The organism is Pseudomonas sp. S49, from assembly GCF_009866785.1.
GTDB lineage: Bacteria > Pseudomonadota > Gammaproteobacteria > Pseudomonadales > Pseudomonadaceae > Aquipseudomonas.
Genome location: NZ_CP019432.1, coordinates 5,854,633 through 5,872,315, shown reverse-complemented (window position 1 = coordinate 5,872,315; position 17,683 = coordinate 5,854,633). Strand labels below are relative to the sequence as shown.

Annotated in this window: 18 protein-coding genes; 9 read left to right on the top strand and 9 right to left on the bottom strand. The window is 60.3% G+C overall.

Annotation, left to right across the window (positions count from 1 at the left end; genetic code table 11):
• Window positions 1-3: 3 nt before the first annotated feature.
• The 6 genes from PspS49_RS25940 to PspS49_RS25915 form a co-directional block, all read right to left on the bottom strand.
• Window positions 4-654: a DedA family protein gene (locus PspS49_RS25940; protein WP_127929924.1), complete on the bottom strand. Its 651-nt coding sequence runs from the start codon at window positions 652-654 to the stop codon at window positions 4-6.
• Window positions 655-883: 229 nt separating this feature from the next.
• Complete coding sequence (locus PspS49_RS25935) at window positions 884-1,345, bottom strand: GNAT family N-acetyltransferase (protein ID WP_003228592.1); 462 nt, start codon at window positions 1,343-1,345, stop codon at window positions 884-886.
• Window positions 1,346-1,460: 115 nt separating this feature from the next.
• A complete protein-coding gene (eutC, locus tag PspS49_RS25930; RefSeq protein WP_160041964.1) occupies window positions 1,461-2,285 on the bottom strand; it encodes an ethanolamine ammonia-lyase subunit EutC in 825 nt (274 codons plus the stop codon).
• 5 nt (window positions 2,286-2,290) lie between these two features.
• Complete coding sequence (locus PspS49_RS25925; protein WP_127929922.1) at window positions 2,291-3,685, bottom strand: ethanolamine ammonia-lyase subunit EutB; 1,395 nt, start codon at window positions 3,683-3,685, stop codon at window positions 2,291-2,293.
• A gap of 52 nt (window positions 3,686-3,737) precedes the next feature.
• The gene (gene eat, locus PspS49_RS25920) at window positions 3,738-5,189 is read right to left on the bottom strand and encodes an ethanolamine permease (protein WP_160041962.1); all 1,452 of its coding nucleotides are present in this window, start codon (window positions 5,187-5,189) and stop codon (window positions 3,738-3,740) included.
• A 178-nt stretch (window positions 5,190-5,367) separates the two neighbouring features.
• Entirely contained in the window at window positions 5,368-6,888 is a 1,521-nt protein-coding gene (locus PspS49_RS25915) for an aldehyde dehydrogenase family protein (RefSeq protein WP_150751752.1), read from the bottom strand.
• Between the two features lie 301 nt (window positions 6,889-7,189).
• Here PspS49_RS25915 and PspS49_RS25910 point away from each other — a divergent pair, with 301 nt between their 5' ends.
• From PspS49_RS25910 to PspS49_RS25895, 4 genes are all read left to right on the top strand, one after another.
• Window positions 7,190-9,103: a sigma-54-dependent Fis family transcriptional regulator gene (locus PspS49_RS25910; protein WP_160041960.1), complete on the top strand. Its 1,914-nt coding sequence runs from the start codon at window positions 7,190-7,192 to the stop codon at window positions 9,101-9,103.
• A gap of 368 nt (window positions 9,104-9,471) precedes the next feature.
• Window positions 9,472-10,821, top strand: coding sequence for a UDP-N-acetylmuramate:L-alanyl-gamma-D-glutamyl-meso-diaminopimelate ligase (gene mpl / locus PspS49_RS25905; RefSeq protein WP_160041958.1), 1,350 nt, complete (start codon window positions 9,472-9,474; stop codon window positions 10,819-10,821).
• A complete protein-coding gene (gene ubiX / locus PspS49_RS25900; protein ID WP_095122104.1) occupies window positions 10,818-11,450 on the top strand; it encodes a flavin prenyltransferase UbiX in 633 nt (210 codons plus the stop codon). Before mpl ends, ubiX begins: the two co-directional genes overlap by 4 nt.
• Window positions 11,443-11,727 carry a YceK/YidQ family lipoprotein gene (locus tag PspS49_RS25895; RefSeq protein ID WP_127929918.1) on the top strand — a complete coding sequence of 95 codons (285 nt, stop codon included), beginning with the start codon at window positions 11,443-11,445 and terminating at the stop codon, window positions 11,725-11,727. Before ubiX ends, PspS49_RS25895 begins: the two co-directional genes overlap by 8 nt.
• Window positions 11,728-11,834: 107 nt before the next feature.
• Here PspS49_RS25895 and PspS49_RS25890 read toward each other — a convergent pair whose 3' ends face one another.
• The 3 genes from PspS49_RS25890 to PspS49_RS25880 all read right to left on the bottom strand — a co-directional run bounded on the left by PspS49_RS25890 (window position 11,835) and on the right by PspS49_RS25880 (window position 14,789).
• Window positions 11,835-12,476, bottom strand: a complete 642-nt coding sequence (locus PspS49_RS25890; RefSeq protein ID WP_160041956.1) for an oxidoreductase — start codon at window positions 12,474-12,476, stop codon at window positions 11,835-11,837.
• 27 nt (window positions 12,477-12,503) lie between these two features.
• Window positions 12,504-14,231: a C13 family peptidase gene (locus PspS49_RS25885; RefSeq protein WP_160041954.1), complete on the bottom strand. Its 1,728-nt coding sequence runs from the start codon at window positions 14,229-14,231 to the stop codon at window positions 12,504-12,506.
• A gap of 102 nt (window positions 14,232-14,333) precedes the next feature.
• Window positions 14,334-14,789 carry a MaoC family dehydratase gene (locus tag PspS49_RS25880; RefSeq protein ID WP_007909575.1) on the bottom strand — a complete coding sequence of 152 codons (456 nt, stop codon included), beginning with the start codon at window positions 14,787-14,789 and terminating at the stop codon, window positions 14,334-14,336.
• Between the two features lie 194 nt (window positions 14,790-14,983).
• Here PspS49_RS25880 and PspS49_RS25875 point away from each other — a divergent pair, with 194 nt between their 5' ends.
• From PspS49_RS25875 to PspS49_RS25855, 5 genes are all read left to right on the top strand, one after another.
• Entirely contained in the window at window positions 14,984-15,346 is a 363-nt protein-coding gene (locus PspS49_RS25875) for a CidA/LrgA family protein (protein WP_134177798.1), read from the top strand.
• The gene (locus PspS49_RS25870; protein ID WP_160041952.1) at window positions 15,346-16,062 is read left to right on the top strand and encodes an LrgB family protein; all 717 of its coding nucleotides are present in this window, start codon (window positions 15,346-15,348) and stop codon (window positions 16,060-16,062) included. The genes PspS49_RS25875 and PspS49_RS25870 overlap by 1 nt, the downstream gene beginning before the upstream one ends.
• 10 nt (window positions 16,063-16,072) lie before the next feature.
• Window positions 16,073-16,663 (top strand): LON peptidase substrate-binding domain-containing protein, encoded by a 591-nt coding sequence (locus tag PspS49_RS25865; protein ID WP_127929915.1) that lies wholly within the window; start codon window positions 16,073-16,075, stop codon window positions 16,661-16,663.
• A gap of 114 nt (window positions 16,664-16,777) precedes the next feature.
• Complete coding sequence (locus PspS49_RS25860; protein WP_127929914.1) at window positions 16,778-17,008, top strand: hypothetical protein; 231 nt, start codon at window positions 16,778-16,780, stop codon at window positions 17,006-17,008.
• Between the two features lie 70 nt (window positions 17,009-17,078).
• A complete protein-coding gene (locus tag PspS49_RS25855; RefSeq protein ID WP_127929913.1) occupies window positions 17,079-17,654 on the top strand; it encodes a hypothetical protein in 576 nt (191 codons plus the stop codon).
• Window positions 17,655-17,683: the final 29 nt, after the last annotated feature.

Sequence of the window (17,683 nt, the reverse complement as noted above, 5' to 3'; positions counted from 1 at the left end):
GGCTTAGTGCGATTGGGCTTTGGTGCCGCCGAAACGGCTGCGAACCACACCAAGGATCATCGGCACCAGCGACAGCAGAATGATCGCCACCACCAGCAACGACAGGTTTTTCTTGATGAACGGTACGTTGCCGAAGAAGTAGCCCAATGTCACCAGGCCGCCGACCCAGAGGATGGTGCCCAGCACGCTGAAACCAAAGAAACGCGGATACGGCATCTTCGCCACACCGGCGACGAATGGCGCAAAGGTGCGGATGATCGGCAGGAAGCGCGCCAGGGTGACAGTCTTGCCACCATGCTTGTCATAGAAGTCGTGGGTTTTTTGCAGGTAATCGCGGCGGAAGATTTTCGAGTTCGGGTTGCTGAACAGTCGTTCCCCAGCCGTTCGTCCGATCACGTAGTTGGTGCTGTCGCCGAGTATGGCCGCGAGCATCAGCAGACCGCCCAACAGCACCGGATCCATCCCGCCACCGGCCGCAACGGCACCGGCAATGAATAGCAGCGAATCACCCGGCAGGAACGGCATCACCACCAGTCCGGTTTCACAGAAGATCACCAGAAACAGGATGGCGTAGATCCATGGCCCATAGTTGTTCACCAGCAAATCGAGGTACACATCGAGATGCAGGATAAGGTCGAGCGGGTTGAAATCCATGGGGGCACCTGTTTGACGGCCCGACTCGGCAGGCCTGTGCGGATGACTTCGTGTAAGCCTACAGCGGGGTGTAGTTTTTCTTACAAGCCGGAAAGCTCGGGATTATACGGTCTGAAGGATGAAAAGCGCGTTGGTTTTGTAGCGGGGGATGTCGGGATGTGAGGATTTGTCAGACAGATAATCATTGTGGCGAGGGAGCTTGCTCCCTCATCACAGGCAAACCGCGCAATCAGAGTTCGTCGCTGATCGGCAACACGTAGTTCTTGAACTCGGTGTCTTCCTTGAACCCGATGGATTCGTAGGTTTTCTGCGCCACTTCGTTGTTGCTGCTGGTGGAAACACGCATGCGCACGGCCTGGGTTTCCTTGGCCATTTTTTTTGCGGTGCGGATCAGGTTGTCGGCGACCAGTTGGCGACGTGCGTCTTCGGCAACATAGATGTCGTTGAGGATCCACACGCGCTTGAGTGACAGCGAGGAGAAGCTTGGATAGAGCTGACAGAAGCCCATCAGTTTCTTGTCGTCATCATCGGCCAAGGCCAGGTAGATCACCGATTCCTTGCGGCGCAGGCGCTTTTCAAGGAAGGCGCGGGATGAATCCGGGTAAGGCAGGGAACCGTAGAACTCGCGATATTTGACGAACAACGGAGTCAGTAAGTCCAGATGTTCGAGGGTCGCTTGAATAATCCGCATGATAGGTCTCGTCTTCAAGTGGCTGTCTTCAACTGCTCTGACGGCGATGGGAAACCCGTGCGGCCGTGCATCGATCCTGCCTGAAACCGGCGCAGAAACGCAATGCGGAAACGGTTCAGGTTGTGGGCGGATCGAGTAGGAAATTACCTTTCATGTCTACACCGGCGTCCGATTCCAGCGTCTGAACCTGTGCTTCGTCCTTCAGGTTGACCCCTGACAACTGCCGCCGACAGGCTTCGCGCATCAGATAGAGCAAGCGATGCGCCGCCATGCCGTAGCTCAAGCCTTCGAGCCGCACATTGGAGATGCAATTGCGATAGGCATCGGTCAGTCCGACCTTTGGATTGTAGGTGAAATATAAACCGAGGCTGTCTGGTGAGCTCAGCCCAGGGCGCTCGCCGATCAGCATCACCAGCATTTTTGCGCCGAGCAATTGGCCGATTTCATCACCGACCGCGACGCGGCCCTGTTCCACCAGAATCACCGGCGCAACAGACCAGCCGTCGTCACTGATCTGCTCCTCCAGACGGTTGAGAAACGGCAGCGTATGCCGATGCACCGCCAATGCCGACAGGCCATCGGCAACGACAATTGCCAGATCGACACCGCCGGATTGCGTCGCTACGTACTCGCGCAAGGCCTGCGCCGATTCATCGCTGAGCTTGCGCCCCAGATCCGGACGTTGCAGATAGCTGTTTCGATCTACGGCGGCACTGTGCAGCAGCAGGCTTTCACGGCCGCGCTCAGTCAGTTGCGCGCTGAGCCCGGCGTGATCGAACGGTAAATGCACGGCATCCCGCGCTTGCGCGTGGGCAAACTGGAAATCCAGTTGTGCGTTGGTCGGCAAACTGGTGCCGGTGCGGCCGAGGGCGATCCGCGCAGGCGTCAGACGGCGCAGTTCCAGCCACGGGTTTTGCGGGTCGATGGGCGGTTTTTCCATGTGACTCATCCCAGTTGCGCCAGCGCCTGGCGGAAGGCCGGCGGCAAGTTGTTGCCAAAGCGAACCTTGCCGTCCGCTTGGGTGAAGATGCCCATGTTCGCCAGCCATTGCTCGAACTCCGGCGCCGGTTTCAGGCCCAGGGTCTGGCGCGCGTAAAGCGCGTCATGGAACGAAGTGGTCTGGTAATTGAGCATGATGTCGTCGGAGCCGGGGATGCCCATGATGAAGTTGATCCCGGCCACACCCAGCAAGGTCAGCAGGGTGTCCATGTCGTCCTGATCGGCTTCGGCGTGGTTGGTGTAGCAGATGTCACAACCCATGGGTACGCCGAGCAACTTGCCGCAGAAATGGTCTTCGAGGCCGGCGCGGATGATCTGTTTGCCGTTGTAGAGGTATTCCGGGCCGATAAATCCTACGACCGTGTTCACCAGAAACGGCTTGAAATGTCGCGCCACGGCGTAGGCCCGTGTCTCGCAAGTCTGTTGATCGACGCCATGGTGGGCATTGGCCGACAGCGCGCTGCCCTGACCGGTTTCGAAATACATCAGGTTCTGCCCGAGGGGGCCGCGGTTCAGGCTCAGACCGGCGTCGTAGCCTTCCTGCAAGACATTCAGGTTGATGCCGAAACTGGCGTTGGCCGCTTCGGTACCCGCGATGGACTGGAATACCAGGTCCAGCGGCACGCCACGGTTGATCGCCTCGATGGAGGTGGTGACGTGGGTCAGTACGCAGGCCTGGGTCGGGATGTCGTAGCGCTGGATGATCGCGTCGAGCATCTCCAGCATCGCGCAGATCGAGGCGATGCTGTCGGTGGCCGGGTTGATGCCGATCATCGCATCGCCATTACCGTAGAGCAGGCCGTCGAGGATGCTCGCGGCAATGCCGGACGGTTCGTCGGTCGGGTGATTGGGTTGCAGGCGCGTCGACAAACGTCCGCGCAGGCCAAGGGTGCCGCGAAACTTCGTCACGACACGGATCTTTTGCGCCACCAGCACCAGATCCTGCACGCGCATGATCTTCGATACGGCGGCGACCATTTCCGGGGTCAGGCCGGGGGCGAGGTTGCGCAGGCTGGTTTCGTCGGCGGCATCACTGAGCAGCCAGTCGCGGAAGCCACCCACGGTGAGATGGCTGACCACGGCGAAGGCCTGTTTGTCGTGGGTGTCGATGATCAGCCGGGTGACTTCATCGGACTCGTAAGGAATCAGCGCTTCCTGCAGGAAATGCGTGAGCGGAATGTCGGCCAACGCCATTTGCGCGGCCACCCGCTCGCCGTCGTTGAGGGCGGCGACGCCGGCGAGAAAGTCCCCGGAGCGTGCCGGGCTGGCTTTGGCCATGACGTCCTTGAGGCTGTCGAAGCGATAGGTCTGGGCGCCGACCGTGTGAGCGAAACTGGCCATACACAATTCTCCGTGACGGCGCAGACCGAGCCTGCGCCGGGATTGTCGGCACTCAGTGCAAGGCTTGCTCAGCCTTCTGGATCGCCGCGAACTCTTCTTCCGGCGTGCCTGCTACCAAGTGATGTCGACTGTAGAACGCAAAGTAAGCAATTAACACTCCATAGATGACGGCGGCACCGATGACCACCCGTGGATCGACCAGGAAGCCTGCGACCACGGCGATGCACGCCAGCACCAAGGCCACGCCGGAGGTGAAGATGCCGCCCGGTGTGCGGTACGGCCGGTCCATTTTGGGGCGACGAATCCGCAAGGTGATGTGCGCGGCCATCATCAGCACGTAGGAGATGGTTGCGCCGAATACCGCCACCAGAATCAGCAGATCGCCCTGGCCGGTCAGCGACAGGCCGAAACCGATGATGCCGGGAATCACCAGCGCCAGGACCGGTGCCTTGCTTTTATTGGTTTCGGACAGTTTGCGTGGCAGGTAGCCGGCCCGGGACAGCGCGAAAATCTGCCGCGAGTACGCGTAGATGATCGAGAAGAAACTCGCGATCAGTCCGGCCAGCCCGACGAGGTTGACGAAACTGCCCATCCAGGTCGAGCCGCCGTAGGCTTTGCTCAAGGCTTCGACCAACGGGTTACCGGAGGTCAGCAGCGAGTTGGCGCCCGCACCGCCGGGGCCGACGATCAGAATCAGCAGGGCAAACATGAGCAGCACCAACATGGCGCCGATCAAGCCGCGCGGCAGGTCACGTTTGGGGTTCTTGGTTTCCTCGGCGGCCAGCGGCACGCCTTCAACAGCAAGGAAGAACCAGATCGCATAGGGTATCGCCGCCCAGACGCCGACATAGCCAAATGGCAGAAACGGACTGGCGCCCGCTGCGGCGGTGACCGGAATGTCGAGCAGGTTGGCGACGTCGAAGTGCGGCACCATGGCCACCAGAAACACCCCCAGCGCCAGCGCGGCGATGGCGGTGATGACAAACATCAGCTTGAGCGCTTCGCCGACCCCGAAAATGTGGATGGCAATGAAAATGATGTAGAAGGCCAGATAGATCATCCAGCCGCCGATGCCGAACAGCGATTCGCAGTAGGCACCGATAAACACCGCGATAGCCGCAGGGGCAATGGCGTATTCGATGAGGATCGCGGTGCCGGTGAGAAACCCGCCCCACGGCCCGAATGCACTGCGGGCAAAACCGTAGCCACCGCCAGCGGTGGGGATCATCGACGACAACTCGGCCAGAGAAAAGCACATGCACAGGTACATGGTGGCCATCAGCAGCGTCGCCAGGAACATGCCGCCCCAGCCACCCTGAGCGAGGCCGAAGTTCCAGCCGGCATAGTCACCGGAAATCACGTAGGCAACGCCCAGACCCACCAGCAGTACCCAGCCGGCGGCACCTTTTTTCAGTTCGCGTTGTTGAAAGTAATCCGATCCGACTTTTTCAAAGTCGACGGAGGCGCCGGTCGCCGAAGCGCCAGCCGGGGATTCGCTAGGCATAGGGTTTACCTTTCTTATTGTTGTATTGGCCCGGCTTTTTTGCCGGTGGGTAGCATGATCGTCCCCACGCTCTGCGTGGGGATGCCTCAACGGACGCTCTGCGTTCGGCTTTGGCGGGACGCGGAGCGTCCCGGGCGGCATTCCCACGCAGAGCGTGGGAACGATCAGTGCTGCAGGTTTAGAAGAAGCCCAACGGATTGATGTCGTAGCTCACCAGCAGGTTTTTCGTCTGCTGATAATGATCGAGCATCATCTTGTGCGTCTCACGCCCAACGCCAGACTTCTTGTACCCGCCAAACGCGGCATGCGCCGGGTACAGGTGATAGCAGTTGGTCCAGACGCGACCGGCCTTGATCGCGCGGCCCATGCGGTAGGCGCGGTTGATGTCGCGGGTCCACAGGCCGGCGCCGAGGCCGAACTCGGTGTCGTTGGCAATGGCCAGTGCTTCGGCTTCGTCCTTGAAGGTGGTGATGCTCACCACCGGGCCGAAGATTTCTTCCTGGAACACGCGCATCTTGTTGGTGCCCTTGAGCAGGGTCGGCTGGATGTAATAGCCGGTCGACAGATTGCCCTCGAGTTTTTCCACCTTGCCGCCAGTCAGCAACTCGGCGCCTTCGCCCTTGGCAATTTCCAGGTACGAAAGAATCTTGTCGAATTGCTGCTCGGACGCCTGCGCGCCGACCATGGTGTCGGTGTCCAGCGGATCGCCACGTTTGATTTGCAGGACTTTCTTCATCACGACGGCCATGAACTCGTCGTAGATCGATTCCTGCACCAATGCGCGGGAAGGGCAGGTGCAGACTTCGCCCTGGTTGAAGAACGCCAGCACCAGGCCTTCAGCGGCTTTCTCAATGAACGTCGGCTCGGCCTGCATGATGTCTTCGAAGAAGATGTTCGGCGATTTGCCGCCCAGTTCCACGGTGGAAGGAATGATGTTCTCGGCAGCACATTTCATGATGTGCGAGCCGACCGGGGTCGAGCCGGTGAAGGCGATTTTGGCGATGCGTTTGCTGGTCGCCAGCGCTTCGCCGGCTTCTTTGCCATAGCCCTGAACAATGTTCAGCACGCCGGGTGGCAGCAGGTCGCCGATCAGTTCCAGCAACACGGTAATGCCCAGCGGGGTTTGCTCGGCGGGTTTGAGTACCACGCAGTTGCCGGCAGCCAGCGCCGGAGCGAGTTTCCACGCGGCCATCAGGATCGGGAAGTTCCACGGGATGATCTGGCCGACCACGCCCAGTGGTTCATGAATGTGGTACGCCACAGTGTTGCCGTCGATTTCGGCAGCGCTGCCTTCCTGGGCGCGCAGGCAGCCAGCGAAGTAGCGGAAATGGTCGGCGGCCAGCGGGATGTCGGCGTTGAGGGTTTCGCGGATGGCTTTGCCGTTGTCCCAGGTTTCGGTGATCGCCAGCAGTTCGAGGTTCTGTTCGATGCGGTCGGCGATTTTCAGCAGGATCAGCGAACGCGCCTGCACGGAGGTCGCGCCCCACGCGTCGGCAGCGGCATGGGCGGCGTCCAGTGCCTTGTCGATGTCTTCGGCAGTGGAGCGGGGGAATTCGGCAATCGGCTGGCCATTCACTGGCGAGGTGTTGGTGAAGTACTGACCTTTGACAGGCGCGACGAACTCGCCGCCGATGTAGTTACCGTACTTGCTCTTGAACGAGACTTTGGCGCCTTCAGTACCGGGGTGAGCGTAACGCATGATGATGTTCTCCTTGGCTTTGTACTTATTAGAGAAACGCGCAAGTGCGCTTGCTATAAGCGTAGAGCAAAGGTCGGGCCACTGCCGTGCAGGGCAGGTAAATCAAGGGCTTGGCGGGTTTTTGTCGGACGAGTGGATTTTGCCTGTGACGGTTTCGGTACAGAGGGGATGACAGTTTGTACCGCTTTCGGTACAGCCCGTGACCGGACAGTCTTGCCAGCATTGCAATGCGTCGGTGGCTGGGGGATGCTGGGCGTCACCTCAGCATTGGGCCATCGAGCCTCGGGGAGAACAATAAGAAATGCACGACAACCATTTGAGTCGCCATGCCCAACAGGTTCTCACTGCTACGCAGGGCAAACCGCACCTGCACGGGCCCGGTGCCGATCCGTCGATTGCCCGTTCGTGGCTGCGCTGTCTGGAGGACTATCACCTCGACCCCGCGCTGAGCATGGCGCCGACCGTGCTCGAACACGGCCGGGTACTGGAAAGCCGCGAACGTCTGCAGCAGGTTCTACAGATCGCCGGCAATGAAATGAGCAGCCTGCACCAACAACTCTCCGGCGCCGGCCACGCGGTGCTGCTGACCGACGCGCGCGGGGTGATCCTAAACTGCGTCACCGCGCCCGCCGAACGCAAGATTTTCGAGCGCGCCGGCCTCTGGCTCGGTGCGGACTGGAGCGAAGCCTGCGAAGGCACCAACGGCATCGGCACTTGCCTGGTCGAACGTCAGGCGCTGACCATTCACCAGGATGAGCACTTTCGCGGTCGCCACACCGGCCTGACCTGTTCGGCGAGCCCGGTGTTCGACCCGCATGGCGAACTGCTGGCGGTGCTCGACGTGTCGTCGGCGCGCCACGACGTGTCGCGGCAGAGTCAGTTCCACACCATGGCGCTGGTCAATCTGTCGGCGAAGATGATCGAGAGCTGCTACTTCCTGCGCTGTTTCGATAACCAATGGTTGCTGCGTTTTCATCTGCAAGCCGAGTCCGTCGGGCTGTTCAGCGAGGGCTTGCTGGCGTTTGACGGCGAAGGCCGGATCAGTGCGGTCAACCAGAGTGCGCTAAACCTGCTCGGGCATATTCGTGGCGGCTTGCTCGGTAAACCGGTCGAGGCGTTCTTCGATTGTTCGCTGGATGAGTTGCTTGGCCGCGCGAGCGCCAATGCCAGCGCCAGTTGGCCGCTGCGTACCCGTGACGGGCGACATCTGTTTGCTGTGTTGCGCGGTGAGTCGCGCAAAGCTGTACCGATGGTATCGACGCCGGTAGTAGCTGAAGCGCCGCGCTTGTCGGGCATCTGTCTCGGTGACGAGGCGCTGCAGGCCGATTTCCGCAAAGCCCTGCGCGTCTTCGAACGTGATGTGCCACTGCTGATCAATGGCGAAACCGGCTCGGGCAAAGAGGCTTTTGCCAAGGCCGTGCATCACGCCAGCCAGCGCTCAAACAAAGCCTTCGTCGCCCTTAACTGCGCGGCCATCCCGGAAAGCCTGATCGAGAGCGAACTGTTCGGCTATCGCGGCGGCAGTTTCACCGGCGCACGCAAGGACGGCATGCGCGGCAAGTTGCAGCAGGCTGATGGCGGCACGCTGTTTCTCGATGAAATCGGCGACATGCCGCTGGCGCTGCAAACGCGTTTGTTGCGTGTGCTGGAGGATCGGCAAGTGGTGCCGATTGGCGGCGAGCCGGAGTCGGTCAACGTGCGGATTATCAGTGCGACGCACCGCAATCTGCTGGAGCGAGTCGCCGATGGAAGCTTCCGCGAGGATTTGTACTACCGGCTCAATGGGTTGGAAGTAGCGTTGCCGGCGTTGCGTGAGCGTAGCGATAAATCGCAGTTGCTGGATTTCCTGCTGGCCGAGGAGGCGGGCGGTGAAACGATCCTGATCGACGAGCCGGCGCGTCAGGCGTTGCTGGCCTTCAATTGGCCGGGAAATGTGCGGCAGTTGCGCAATGTGCTGCGCACGCTGGCGGCGTTGTGTGATGAAGGGCGGATCGGGGTGGAGGATCTGCCGGTGATGATTCGGCAGGGGCGTCCAGTCCTTCCGCCAGCCGAGTCTGGCGAACATCCACTGGCAGATGCCGAGCGGATTGCACTGCTTAAAACTTTGGAGCAGACGCGGTGGCATATGACTCAAACGGCTGAGCAGCTTGGGGTCAGTCGCAATACCCTTTATAGAAAGCTGCGTAAGCATGGGATTGAGCGGCGAGTCAGTTAGAAGGCCCTCACCCTAGCCCTCTCCCAGAGGGAGAGGGGACTGACCGCGGTGTTCTGCCAATTTACGCCGACCTGAAATATCGAGCCGAGCTCAGGATTTCAAAGCGACCGAGATCGGCTCCCTCTGCCGCCGGAGAGGGGACTGACCGAGTTGCTCTACTGATCTACGCCGACCTGAGTTATCGAGCCGAACTCAGGATTTGAAAACGACGCAGATCGGCTCCCTCTCCCTCTGGGAGAGGGCTGGGGTGAGGGCGGCAGTCTGCAGTCGAGTCGAGATGTTACGGCCCACCCACCCCGCCCCTCACCTAAAGAGTGCGATTTCCCCCTCCCTACGCTAACCTGCGGCCATGTTTTACGAGGTCGACTATGCACATTCATATTCTGGGTATCTGCGGGACTTTCATGGGCTCGATGGCGGTGTTGGCCAAAGAGCTGGGCCATCACGTGACCGGTTCCGACGCCAACGTCTATCCGCCGATGAGCACGCAGCTTGAAGCCCAAGGCATTCAGCTGACGCAGGGCTATGACCCGGCGCAGCTCGATCCGGCACCGGATCTGGTGGTGATCGGCAACGCCATGTCCCGCGGCAACCCGGCGGTGGAATATGTGCTGAACAAAGGCCTGCCATACGTCTCCGGCCCGCAGTGGCTGGCTGACCACGTGCTGCAAGGTCGCTGGGTGCTGGCGGTGGCCGGCACGCACGGTAAAACCACTACCAGCAGCATGCTCGCCTGGGTACTGGAACATGCCGGCATGAGCCCGGGCTTCCTGATCGGCGGCGTGCCGCAGAATTTCTCGGTGTCGGCACGCTTGGGCGGTACGCCGTTCTTCGTGATCGAGGCTGACGAATACGACAGCGCATTCTTCGACAAGCGCTCGAAATTCGTGCACTACCGTCCGCGCACCGCGATCCTCAATAACCTTGAGTTCGATCACGCAGACATCTTCCCGGATTTGCCGGCGATCGAGCGGCAATTCCATCACTTGGTGCGCACCATCCCGAGTGAAGGCCTGGTCATTCATCCAACCACCGAGCCAGCCTTGCAGCGTGTGATCGAAATGGGCTGCTGGACACCGGTGCAAACCACCGGTGCCGGCGGTCAGTGGCAGGTCAAACTGTTGAGCGAGGACGGCTCAGCGTTCGAAGTGATGTTCGAAGGCGTGTCGCAAGGCACCGTCGAGTGGGAGCTGACCGGTCAGCACAACGTCGCCAACGCCTTGGCCGCGCTGGCCGCTGCACGTCATGTCGGCGTGGTGCCGTCGATGGGCATCGCCGGCCTGAGCGCGTTCAAGAACGTCAAACGCCGTATGGAGAAAGTCGCCGAAGTCCGCGGCATTACCATTTACGACGACTTCGCCCACCACCCGACGGCGATTGCCACCACCCTCGACGGTTTGCGCAAACGCATCGGCGACGCACCGCTGATCGCGATCATCGAACCGCGCTCCAACTCGATGAAGCTCGGCGCCCACCGTGACGGCTTGCCGGACAGTGTGGTCGATGCCGATCAGGTGATCTGGTACGCCCCGGCCAACCTCGGTTGGGACCTGGCTGGCACCGCCGCGCTGTGCAAAGTGCCGTCGATTGTCAGCGATTCGCTGGAAGGCATCATCGAGCGCGTGAAGAGCCAGGCCCAGCCTGGCACTCACGTGGTGATCATGAGCAACGGCGGCTTCGGCGGCCTGCACGGCAAACTCGCCGAGGCGCTGGTATGAACAATGGCCCCGAACGCATCACGCTGGCCATGACCGGTGCCTCCGGCGCCCAGTACGGTTTGCGCCTGCTCGATTGCCTGGTGCGGGAAGATCGCGAAGTGCACTTCCTGATCTCCAAGGCTGCGCAATTGGTCATGGCCACCGAGACGGATGTCACGCTGCCACCGAAGCCGCAGATGATGCAGGCCTTCCTGACCGAATACACCGGGGCTGCCGCCGGGCAGATCCGCGTGTACGGCAAGGAAGACTGGATGTCGCCGGTAGCTTCGGGCTCCGGCGCACCGGCGGCGATGGTTGTGGTGCCATGTTCCACCGGGACGTTGTCGGCGATTGCCACCGGCGCCTGCAACAACCTGATCGAGCGCGCCGCCGACGTCACTTTGAAGGAGCGTCGCCAATTGATTCTGGTGCCGCGCGAAGCGCCATATTCGAGTATTCATCTGGAGCACATGCTCAAGTTGTCGAACATGGGCGTGACGATTCTGCCGGCCTCGCCGGGGTTCTATCACCAGCCGCAGACTATCGACGACCTGATCGATTTCGTGGTGGCGCGGATTCTCAATCTGCTCGGCATTCCCCAGGACATGCTGCCGCGTTGGGGTGAGCATCATCTGAGCAGCGATGAATAAGCTGCTGGCGATCGGGCTGGTGTTGTTGCTGACCGGGTGCGCGACGGCGCGCACGCTGGATGCGGCGAAACCGGGGGCGCCCGTGGTGTATTCCGGGACGCGGCTGGACTTGTACGCGATGAATGGCGGCTGTTGCGCGATGGATCGGTTCGGGGCTGAGGCGCCGAGCTATCCGGGGGTGGATCTGCCGGCGAGTGCCTTGCTCGATACGCTGCTGTTGCCGCTGTCATTGCTCACGGTGATAGGTGTGAGTTTTCAGGCGACTGGCGGATTGTAGGGGAGCGCTGCGCACTCCATTCGCGAGCAGGCTCGCTCCCACAGGGGGACGCGGTGCAAATGTGGGAGCAAGCCTGCTCGCGAAAGCTTTCTTCCGGGCGCTATAGATTATTTGCCGAGCTTGCGTAAATCATCCGACTCGATCACCCGCACGCCATCCTGCTCTTCCAGCGCCAACCGCCACATCGCCCGCGCCAATTGGCAGGCCTCAATGCCACGGTATTTACCCGGAATCAGCTTCGACAACGGCCCGGCCAATTGCTCGGCCAGACGCGGTTCAGTCCGCTCACCCAACAACAGCGATGGCCGGCAAATGGTCAGTTGCGGCCAGTCCTGCGCGCGCAGTGCCTGCTCCATTTCGCCTTTGACCCGATTGTAGAAAACCGACGACTTCGGGTCGGCGCCGATCGCACTGATGACGATCAGATGCCGCGCGCCCATCTCCCGCGCACGTTTGGCAAACGCCACGACCATTTCCAGATCCACCGCGCGAAACGCCGCTTCCGATCCGGCCTGCTTGATCGTGGTGCCGAGGCAGCAATAGGCGATATCGACGCGGCCACTGAGCTGCGGCAGAAACACCTGCGGATCACCCACCGGGTTTTCCAGATGTGGATGTTCCGCCAATGGCCGACGCGAAGGGGCGAGCACGCGAGAAATCGTTGGCTCGTTGAGCAAACGGTCGAGTAGATGTTCACCGGTCAAACCGGTGGCTCCGGCAAGCAATACGTGCTGAGGCGTCAAGTACATAGTGTCTCTCCCTTGATACTGTTCAGCTTAGTTGCTCTTTGTCGCTCCGTCGTTCAACGCAGCACTTTGCAATGCTTTTCTGGCTTGCTGTTTACGCAGCAGTTGCCAGTGCGACAGCACGGTTTTCGGCGCCCAGATCTGCGGCTCCGAGGCCTCGAAGTTATCGGCCAGTTCACGCTCGGCGACGGTGGCCTTGGCCAGTTTGAAGGCTTGCTCCAGATCATCGGTCTGGTTCAGCGCCTGGGCGAACAGCGCGTCGCCGAAGTAAGTGAAGTTGGCTTCTTCCGAGCAGCCGAAGGACACCCGATCCGCACGCGAGGCGGTCATGATCAGCGTGCGTTCGTCTTTCAGCGCCGGGATGAAACCGCCGGAGTAGCACGACGAAATCACGATGATCTTGTCGCGGTTTTTCAGCGGCGCGAGTACGGCGGCGAGTTCGTCGGCGGGCAGGTCGGCCAGTTCCATGCGCGGTTGGTCGAGCACCAGTTCATGCTCGGCGGTGCCGTGACTGGTCAGGTAGATGAACAGCAAGTCTTCCGGGCCGCTGCGTTCGGCCAGCGTTTGCGCAGCGCGGCGCAGGTTCTCGCGGGTGGCCATCGGCCGGTCGCCGAGGTGGTCACGGTGGTTGACCAGACGGACCTGGCCATAGGCGCCGAAGCGCGTGTTGAGCATGTTGGCGACGTAATCGGATTCGCGCAGGAATACGCTTTGCTTGCCGTCGCCACCGAGGGTCAGGGTGTACAGCTCGACCGCCGGAGTTGAAGCGGGAATGGCGGCCAAGGCGTCATCAAGCAGACGGCCCTGAGCGAGCAAACCGAGTTCGAGGATATCGGGCAGCAACTTGCCGTCGGCGTCGCGCACGCGCTGGCCGTTGATCCAGGTGCCGCTCATCACGCTGCCATCGGTCAGCACCAGGGTGCCGCGTCCGGCGTAACTGTCGTTGTCAAAGCCGCCGATGTAGAAGCTGCCATCAGGCAGGTTCAAACGACCCTGACCGCTGAAGCGCCAGTCGCTGAACGCGCCGACGTAATGGCTGCCGTCGGCACCGATCAACTCGCCCTTGCCGGTCAGCGCGCCTTCCTTGAACTGACCGAGCCAGACATCGCCGTCAGCGTTTTCGTAGCGGCCCTTGCCATGCAGTTGGTTGTTCTTGAAACCGCCGACGTAGATATCGCCGTCAGCGCTGTTGAAGGTGCCGTTGCCTTCCAGCTGCCCGTTGACGAAATGCCCGGTGAACGAGTTGCCGCTGGCGTCGCCACGCTGGCCCTCACCGTTGGGTTTGCCGTGGGCGAACTGGCCTTGATAGGAACTGCCGTCGTCCATTTCCAGACGACCGAGCCCGGAATATTGGTCGGCCTTGAATTCGCCACGGTAGGTCATGGCGTTTTCTTTCAGGGTGCCTTCGCCTTCGCGGCGTCCCTGTTTGAAGCCGCCGGTGTAGCTGCTGGCGTTGGTGGTCAGGCTGCCCTGACCGTCGAACAGGCCTTGCTGAAACTGTCCGCGATAGACCTCGCCGTTGCTGCCATGCCATTCGCCCTGCCCATGCCACTGGCCCTTGTCGAACTGCCCGGCATACCAACTGCCGTTGGGGTAGTCGACGCGGCCCTGACCTTGCAGCAAGCCATCGACCAGTTCACCGCGATAGCGTCCGCCATCGGGCAGGCGCGCATCCGGCGGCAACAGCGATTCGCCGTCGCCGCACGCGGTGAGCATCAGGGTCAAGGCAAGGGGTGCAAGACGAGCAAGTGAGCGCATAGCGGGATCCGGGCAATTAGGCGACCGAGTATGCCGCAGCTATGCGTCGCATATATAGAGACGTGACGCGAAACAGCGTGCGCTGCTTCGCATCCGGAACGATCAGACGAAGCAGAGCGACAGTGGCTCGGCGATATAGGCCGGTTTGTCCGAGCCTTCTATCTCCAGTGTCGCGGTGGCTTTGAGCAGCCACTGTCCGGGTTTTTTCTCGGTGACTTCACCCAGATCGACCTTCAGACGAACCTTGGAATTGACCTTCACTGGCTGAATGAAACGCACGCTGTCCAGACCATAATTGACCACCATCTTCACGCCTTGCGGCAGGATCAGGATGTCTTCCATCAATTTCGGGATCAGCGACAACGACAGGAAACCGTGGGCAATGGTGCTGCCGAAAGGTGTTTGTGCGGCTTTGACCGGGTCGACGTGAATGAACTGATAATCCCCGGTGGCTTCGGCGAACAGGTTGATGCGTTCCTGATCGATGGTGAGCCATTCGGAACGTCCGAGTTCCTTGCCGACATAATCTTTGAGCTCTGCAACGGGAACATAGGGCATTGAGACTCTCCTTGGGTTCATCGGTTTTATAGTTTTTCAGGTGGGGGGATTTGACCTCCCTGCGAACCACTGTAGATCATCATGGCGATTTGCTCCGGTCAACCGACCATGCTTTTGGCGAATGCCGGTCCATAGCGCAGGCGTGCTTATAATGCGGGCGACTTGCACAGTGGAAAGTAAGACGGAGATGTCGGATGTTGCTACGTGGCCTGACCCTGCTGGTGCTGTTCCAATTGCTCGGTACGGCGCTCAATCATTTGCTGTTGCCGGTACTGCCGGGGCCGATCATCGGTCTGCTGCTGTTGCTGGTCTTTCTGATCATTCGCGGTGAAGTCGGCGAACCGCTGAATCTCGCGGCCGGTAGCCTGCTGCGTTATCTGCCGTTGTTGTTGGTGCCGCCGGCGGTGGGCGTGATGGTTTATGCGAGCGACATTGCCGCGGACTTCTGGGCGATTGTCGGTGCGTTGGTGCTGTCGTTGATTCTGTCGATGGCCTTCGCCGGCGTGCTGATGCAGCGTCTGGTCAAACGTCACGCGCCTGCGTCGGAGGAATCCTGATGCTTTTCGACTGGCAGGGCGCCTGGGCTTCGGTCATTCATCACCCGCTGTTCGGCATCGGCATCACCCTCGGCGCCTATCAATTGGTGCTGGCGGCGTTCGAGAAAACCCGCTGGATCTTTCTGCAACCGGTGCTGGTCTCCATGCTGTTGGTGATTGGCGTGCTGGTCGGTTGCAGCCTGACTTACGCCGAGTACCGCAAGAGCACCGAGATCCTCAGCATTCTGCTGGGCCCGGCGACGGTGGCGCTGGCCGTGCCGCTGTATCTCAACCTGCGGCGTATTCGGCAATTGTTCTGGCCGATTTTTACTACGCTGGTGATAGGCGGTGTCGTGGCCACGGGCATGGGCGTGGCACTGGGCTGGTGGTTCGGTGCCGAGCACATGATCCTGATGACCATGGCGCCGAAGTCGGTGACCTCGCCGATTGCCATGTTGGTGGCCGAACAGATCGGCGGCGTTGCGGCGCTGGCGGCGGTGTTCGTGTTGATCACCGGGGTGATTGGCGCGATCTTCGGTCCGGCGCTGTTGACCCGTCTCGGTGTGCATAGCCCCGAGGCGCGTGGCATGGCGCTGGGCATGACCGCGCACGCGGTCGGCACCTCGGTGGCGTTGCAGGAAAGCGATGAGTGCGGCGCCTTTGCGGCGCTGGCGATGAGTCTGATGGGCGTGGCCACGGCGGTGTTCCTGCCGTTGGCGGTGTCGATGGTGGTGTAAGGAAATGTCTATGAGTTTGCCGCTTTTTCCGCTCAATACAGTGCTGTTTCCCGGCTGCAACCTCGACTTGCAGATTTTCGAGGCACGCTATCTGGATATGATCGGCCGTTGCATGAAGCAGGGCGGTGGATTCGGCGTGGTGTGCATCCTCGAGGGCAGTGAAGTCGGCGTCGCGCCAGAAGGTTTTGCCTTGGTCGGCTGTGAAGCGCGGATCACTGATTTCCAGCAGCAGGACAACGGTTTGTTGGGGATCCGCGTGCAGGGCGGACGCCGATTCAATGTATTGCGCACCGAGGTGCAGCGCGATCAGTTGCTTCTCGCCGATGTCGAGTGGCTGGATGACGATCCCGAGCAACCGCTGCAGGATGAGGACGCCGATCTGGTGGCGCTGCTCAAGGCCTTGGCCGAGCACCCGATGGTCGAAGCGCTGAACATGGGCACCGATGCGCTCGGTCAGCAATCGCTGGCCAATCAATTGGCCTATCTGTTGCCGTTCGCCGAAGAAGACAAGATCGATCTGTTGCAACTCGACGATCCTCAGCAACGTCTGGATGCGATTCAGGCCCTGCTCGATGAGTTGCAGGGCGAGTTGTTTGCGTAGTTGCACTTCGAATCAACTGTTCGTATTTGCCAGTATTGTCTCGCTTATGGCTTTGCCTTAATTTCAAGTTGCCCGCAGGACGCGGGCGACTTTTATAAAAACAAGGACGAAGTCATGACTGTATATGAAGATGAATGGGCGTTTTGGGACGATATTGCCGGCAAGTACATTATGAAACATGCCGGAACTGATCATAACGTTAACAATGTTATTGAAGCCGCCTCGAATTATGCGGATCGCATGGTGATTGCCCGACGTAAGCGAAAATCCGAAAAAGTCCCGGTCGGCGATATTCCGCGCATGGCCGCGACAGCCAAAGCCGTAATGGCTGAAGCCGCCGTTTGATTCTTTCCTTTTTTCAGCATTTGCCTGCCGTTGGTGTTACCGAGGGCGGGACGTTTACAGGTGGCGCCCCATGTCTATAGCAACAGTAAACAGCAAAGCATTCACCGCGCATCTTTATCTCAATGGCCGGCCGCTGGTGCTTAATCAACAACGCCTGCAACAGGTGCTTCGCGACCTGCGGATTACCAGAGGTGAGCAACTGGAAGCCGAGGTCGGACTGGCTGATTCGCGCGTCGCAAGTTTCATCACGCTGGCGAACCACGATGACGATAAACCGCTGCTGCTGAAGTTCGTCCCGCAGGGCGAGCGTTACGCAATCAGCCTCGTGCATCCGGGCGTGTTCGACGGTGCGCGGTTATTCATCGAAGACAAGACGCATAATCTGTTGGCCAGTACCAGCGCTCCGCTGCAGGACTTTTCATTCAGTACGTCTGGCGTGCCGAAAGCTTCGCTTGGCCACTTCGAAGCAGGTCCGGCTTATCTTGAATTGAACCGCGAAACAGATGACAAAAAATCCTCAAGCAAGCCGTTATACCGCAGCGTGAGCAGTGGCATGAGCACATTTCTGGACGTAGACCCCAACCCGACGGGGCACAACGCGTTCAATAGCATCCCGGCGATCTTCGTGATCAAGGTGGTCGGATAGCTGCAAGTTACCGTTTAAAAACGCGCCAT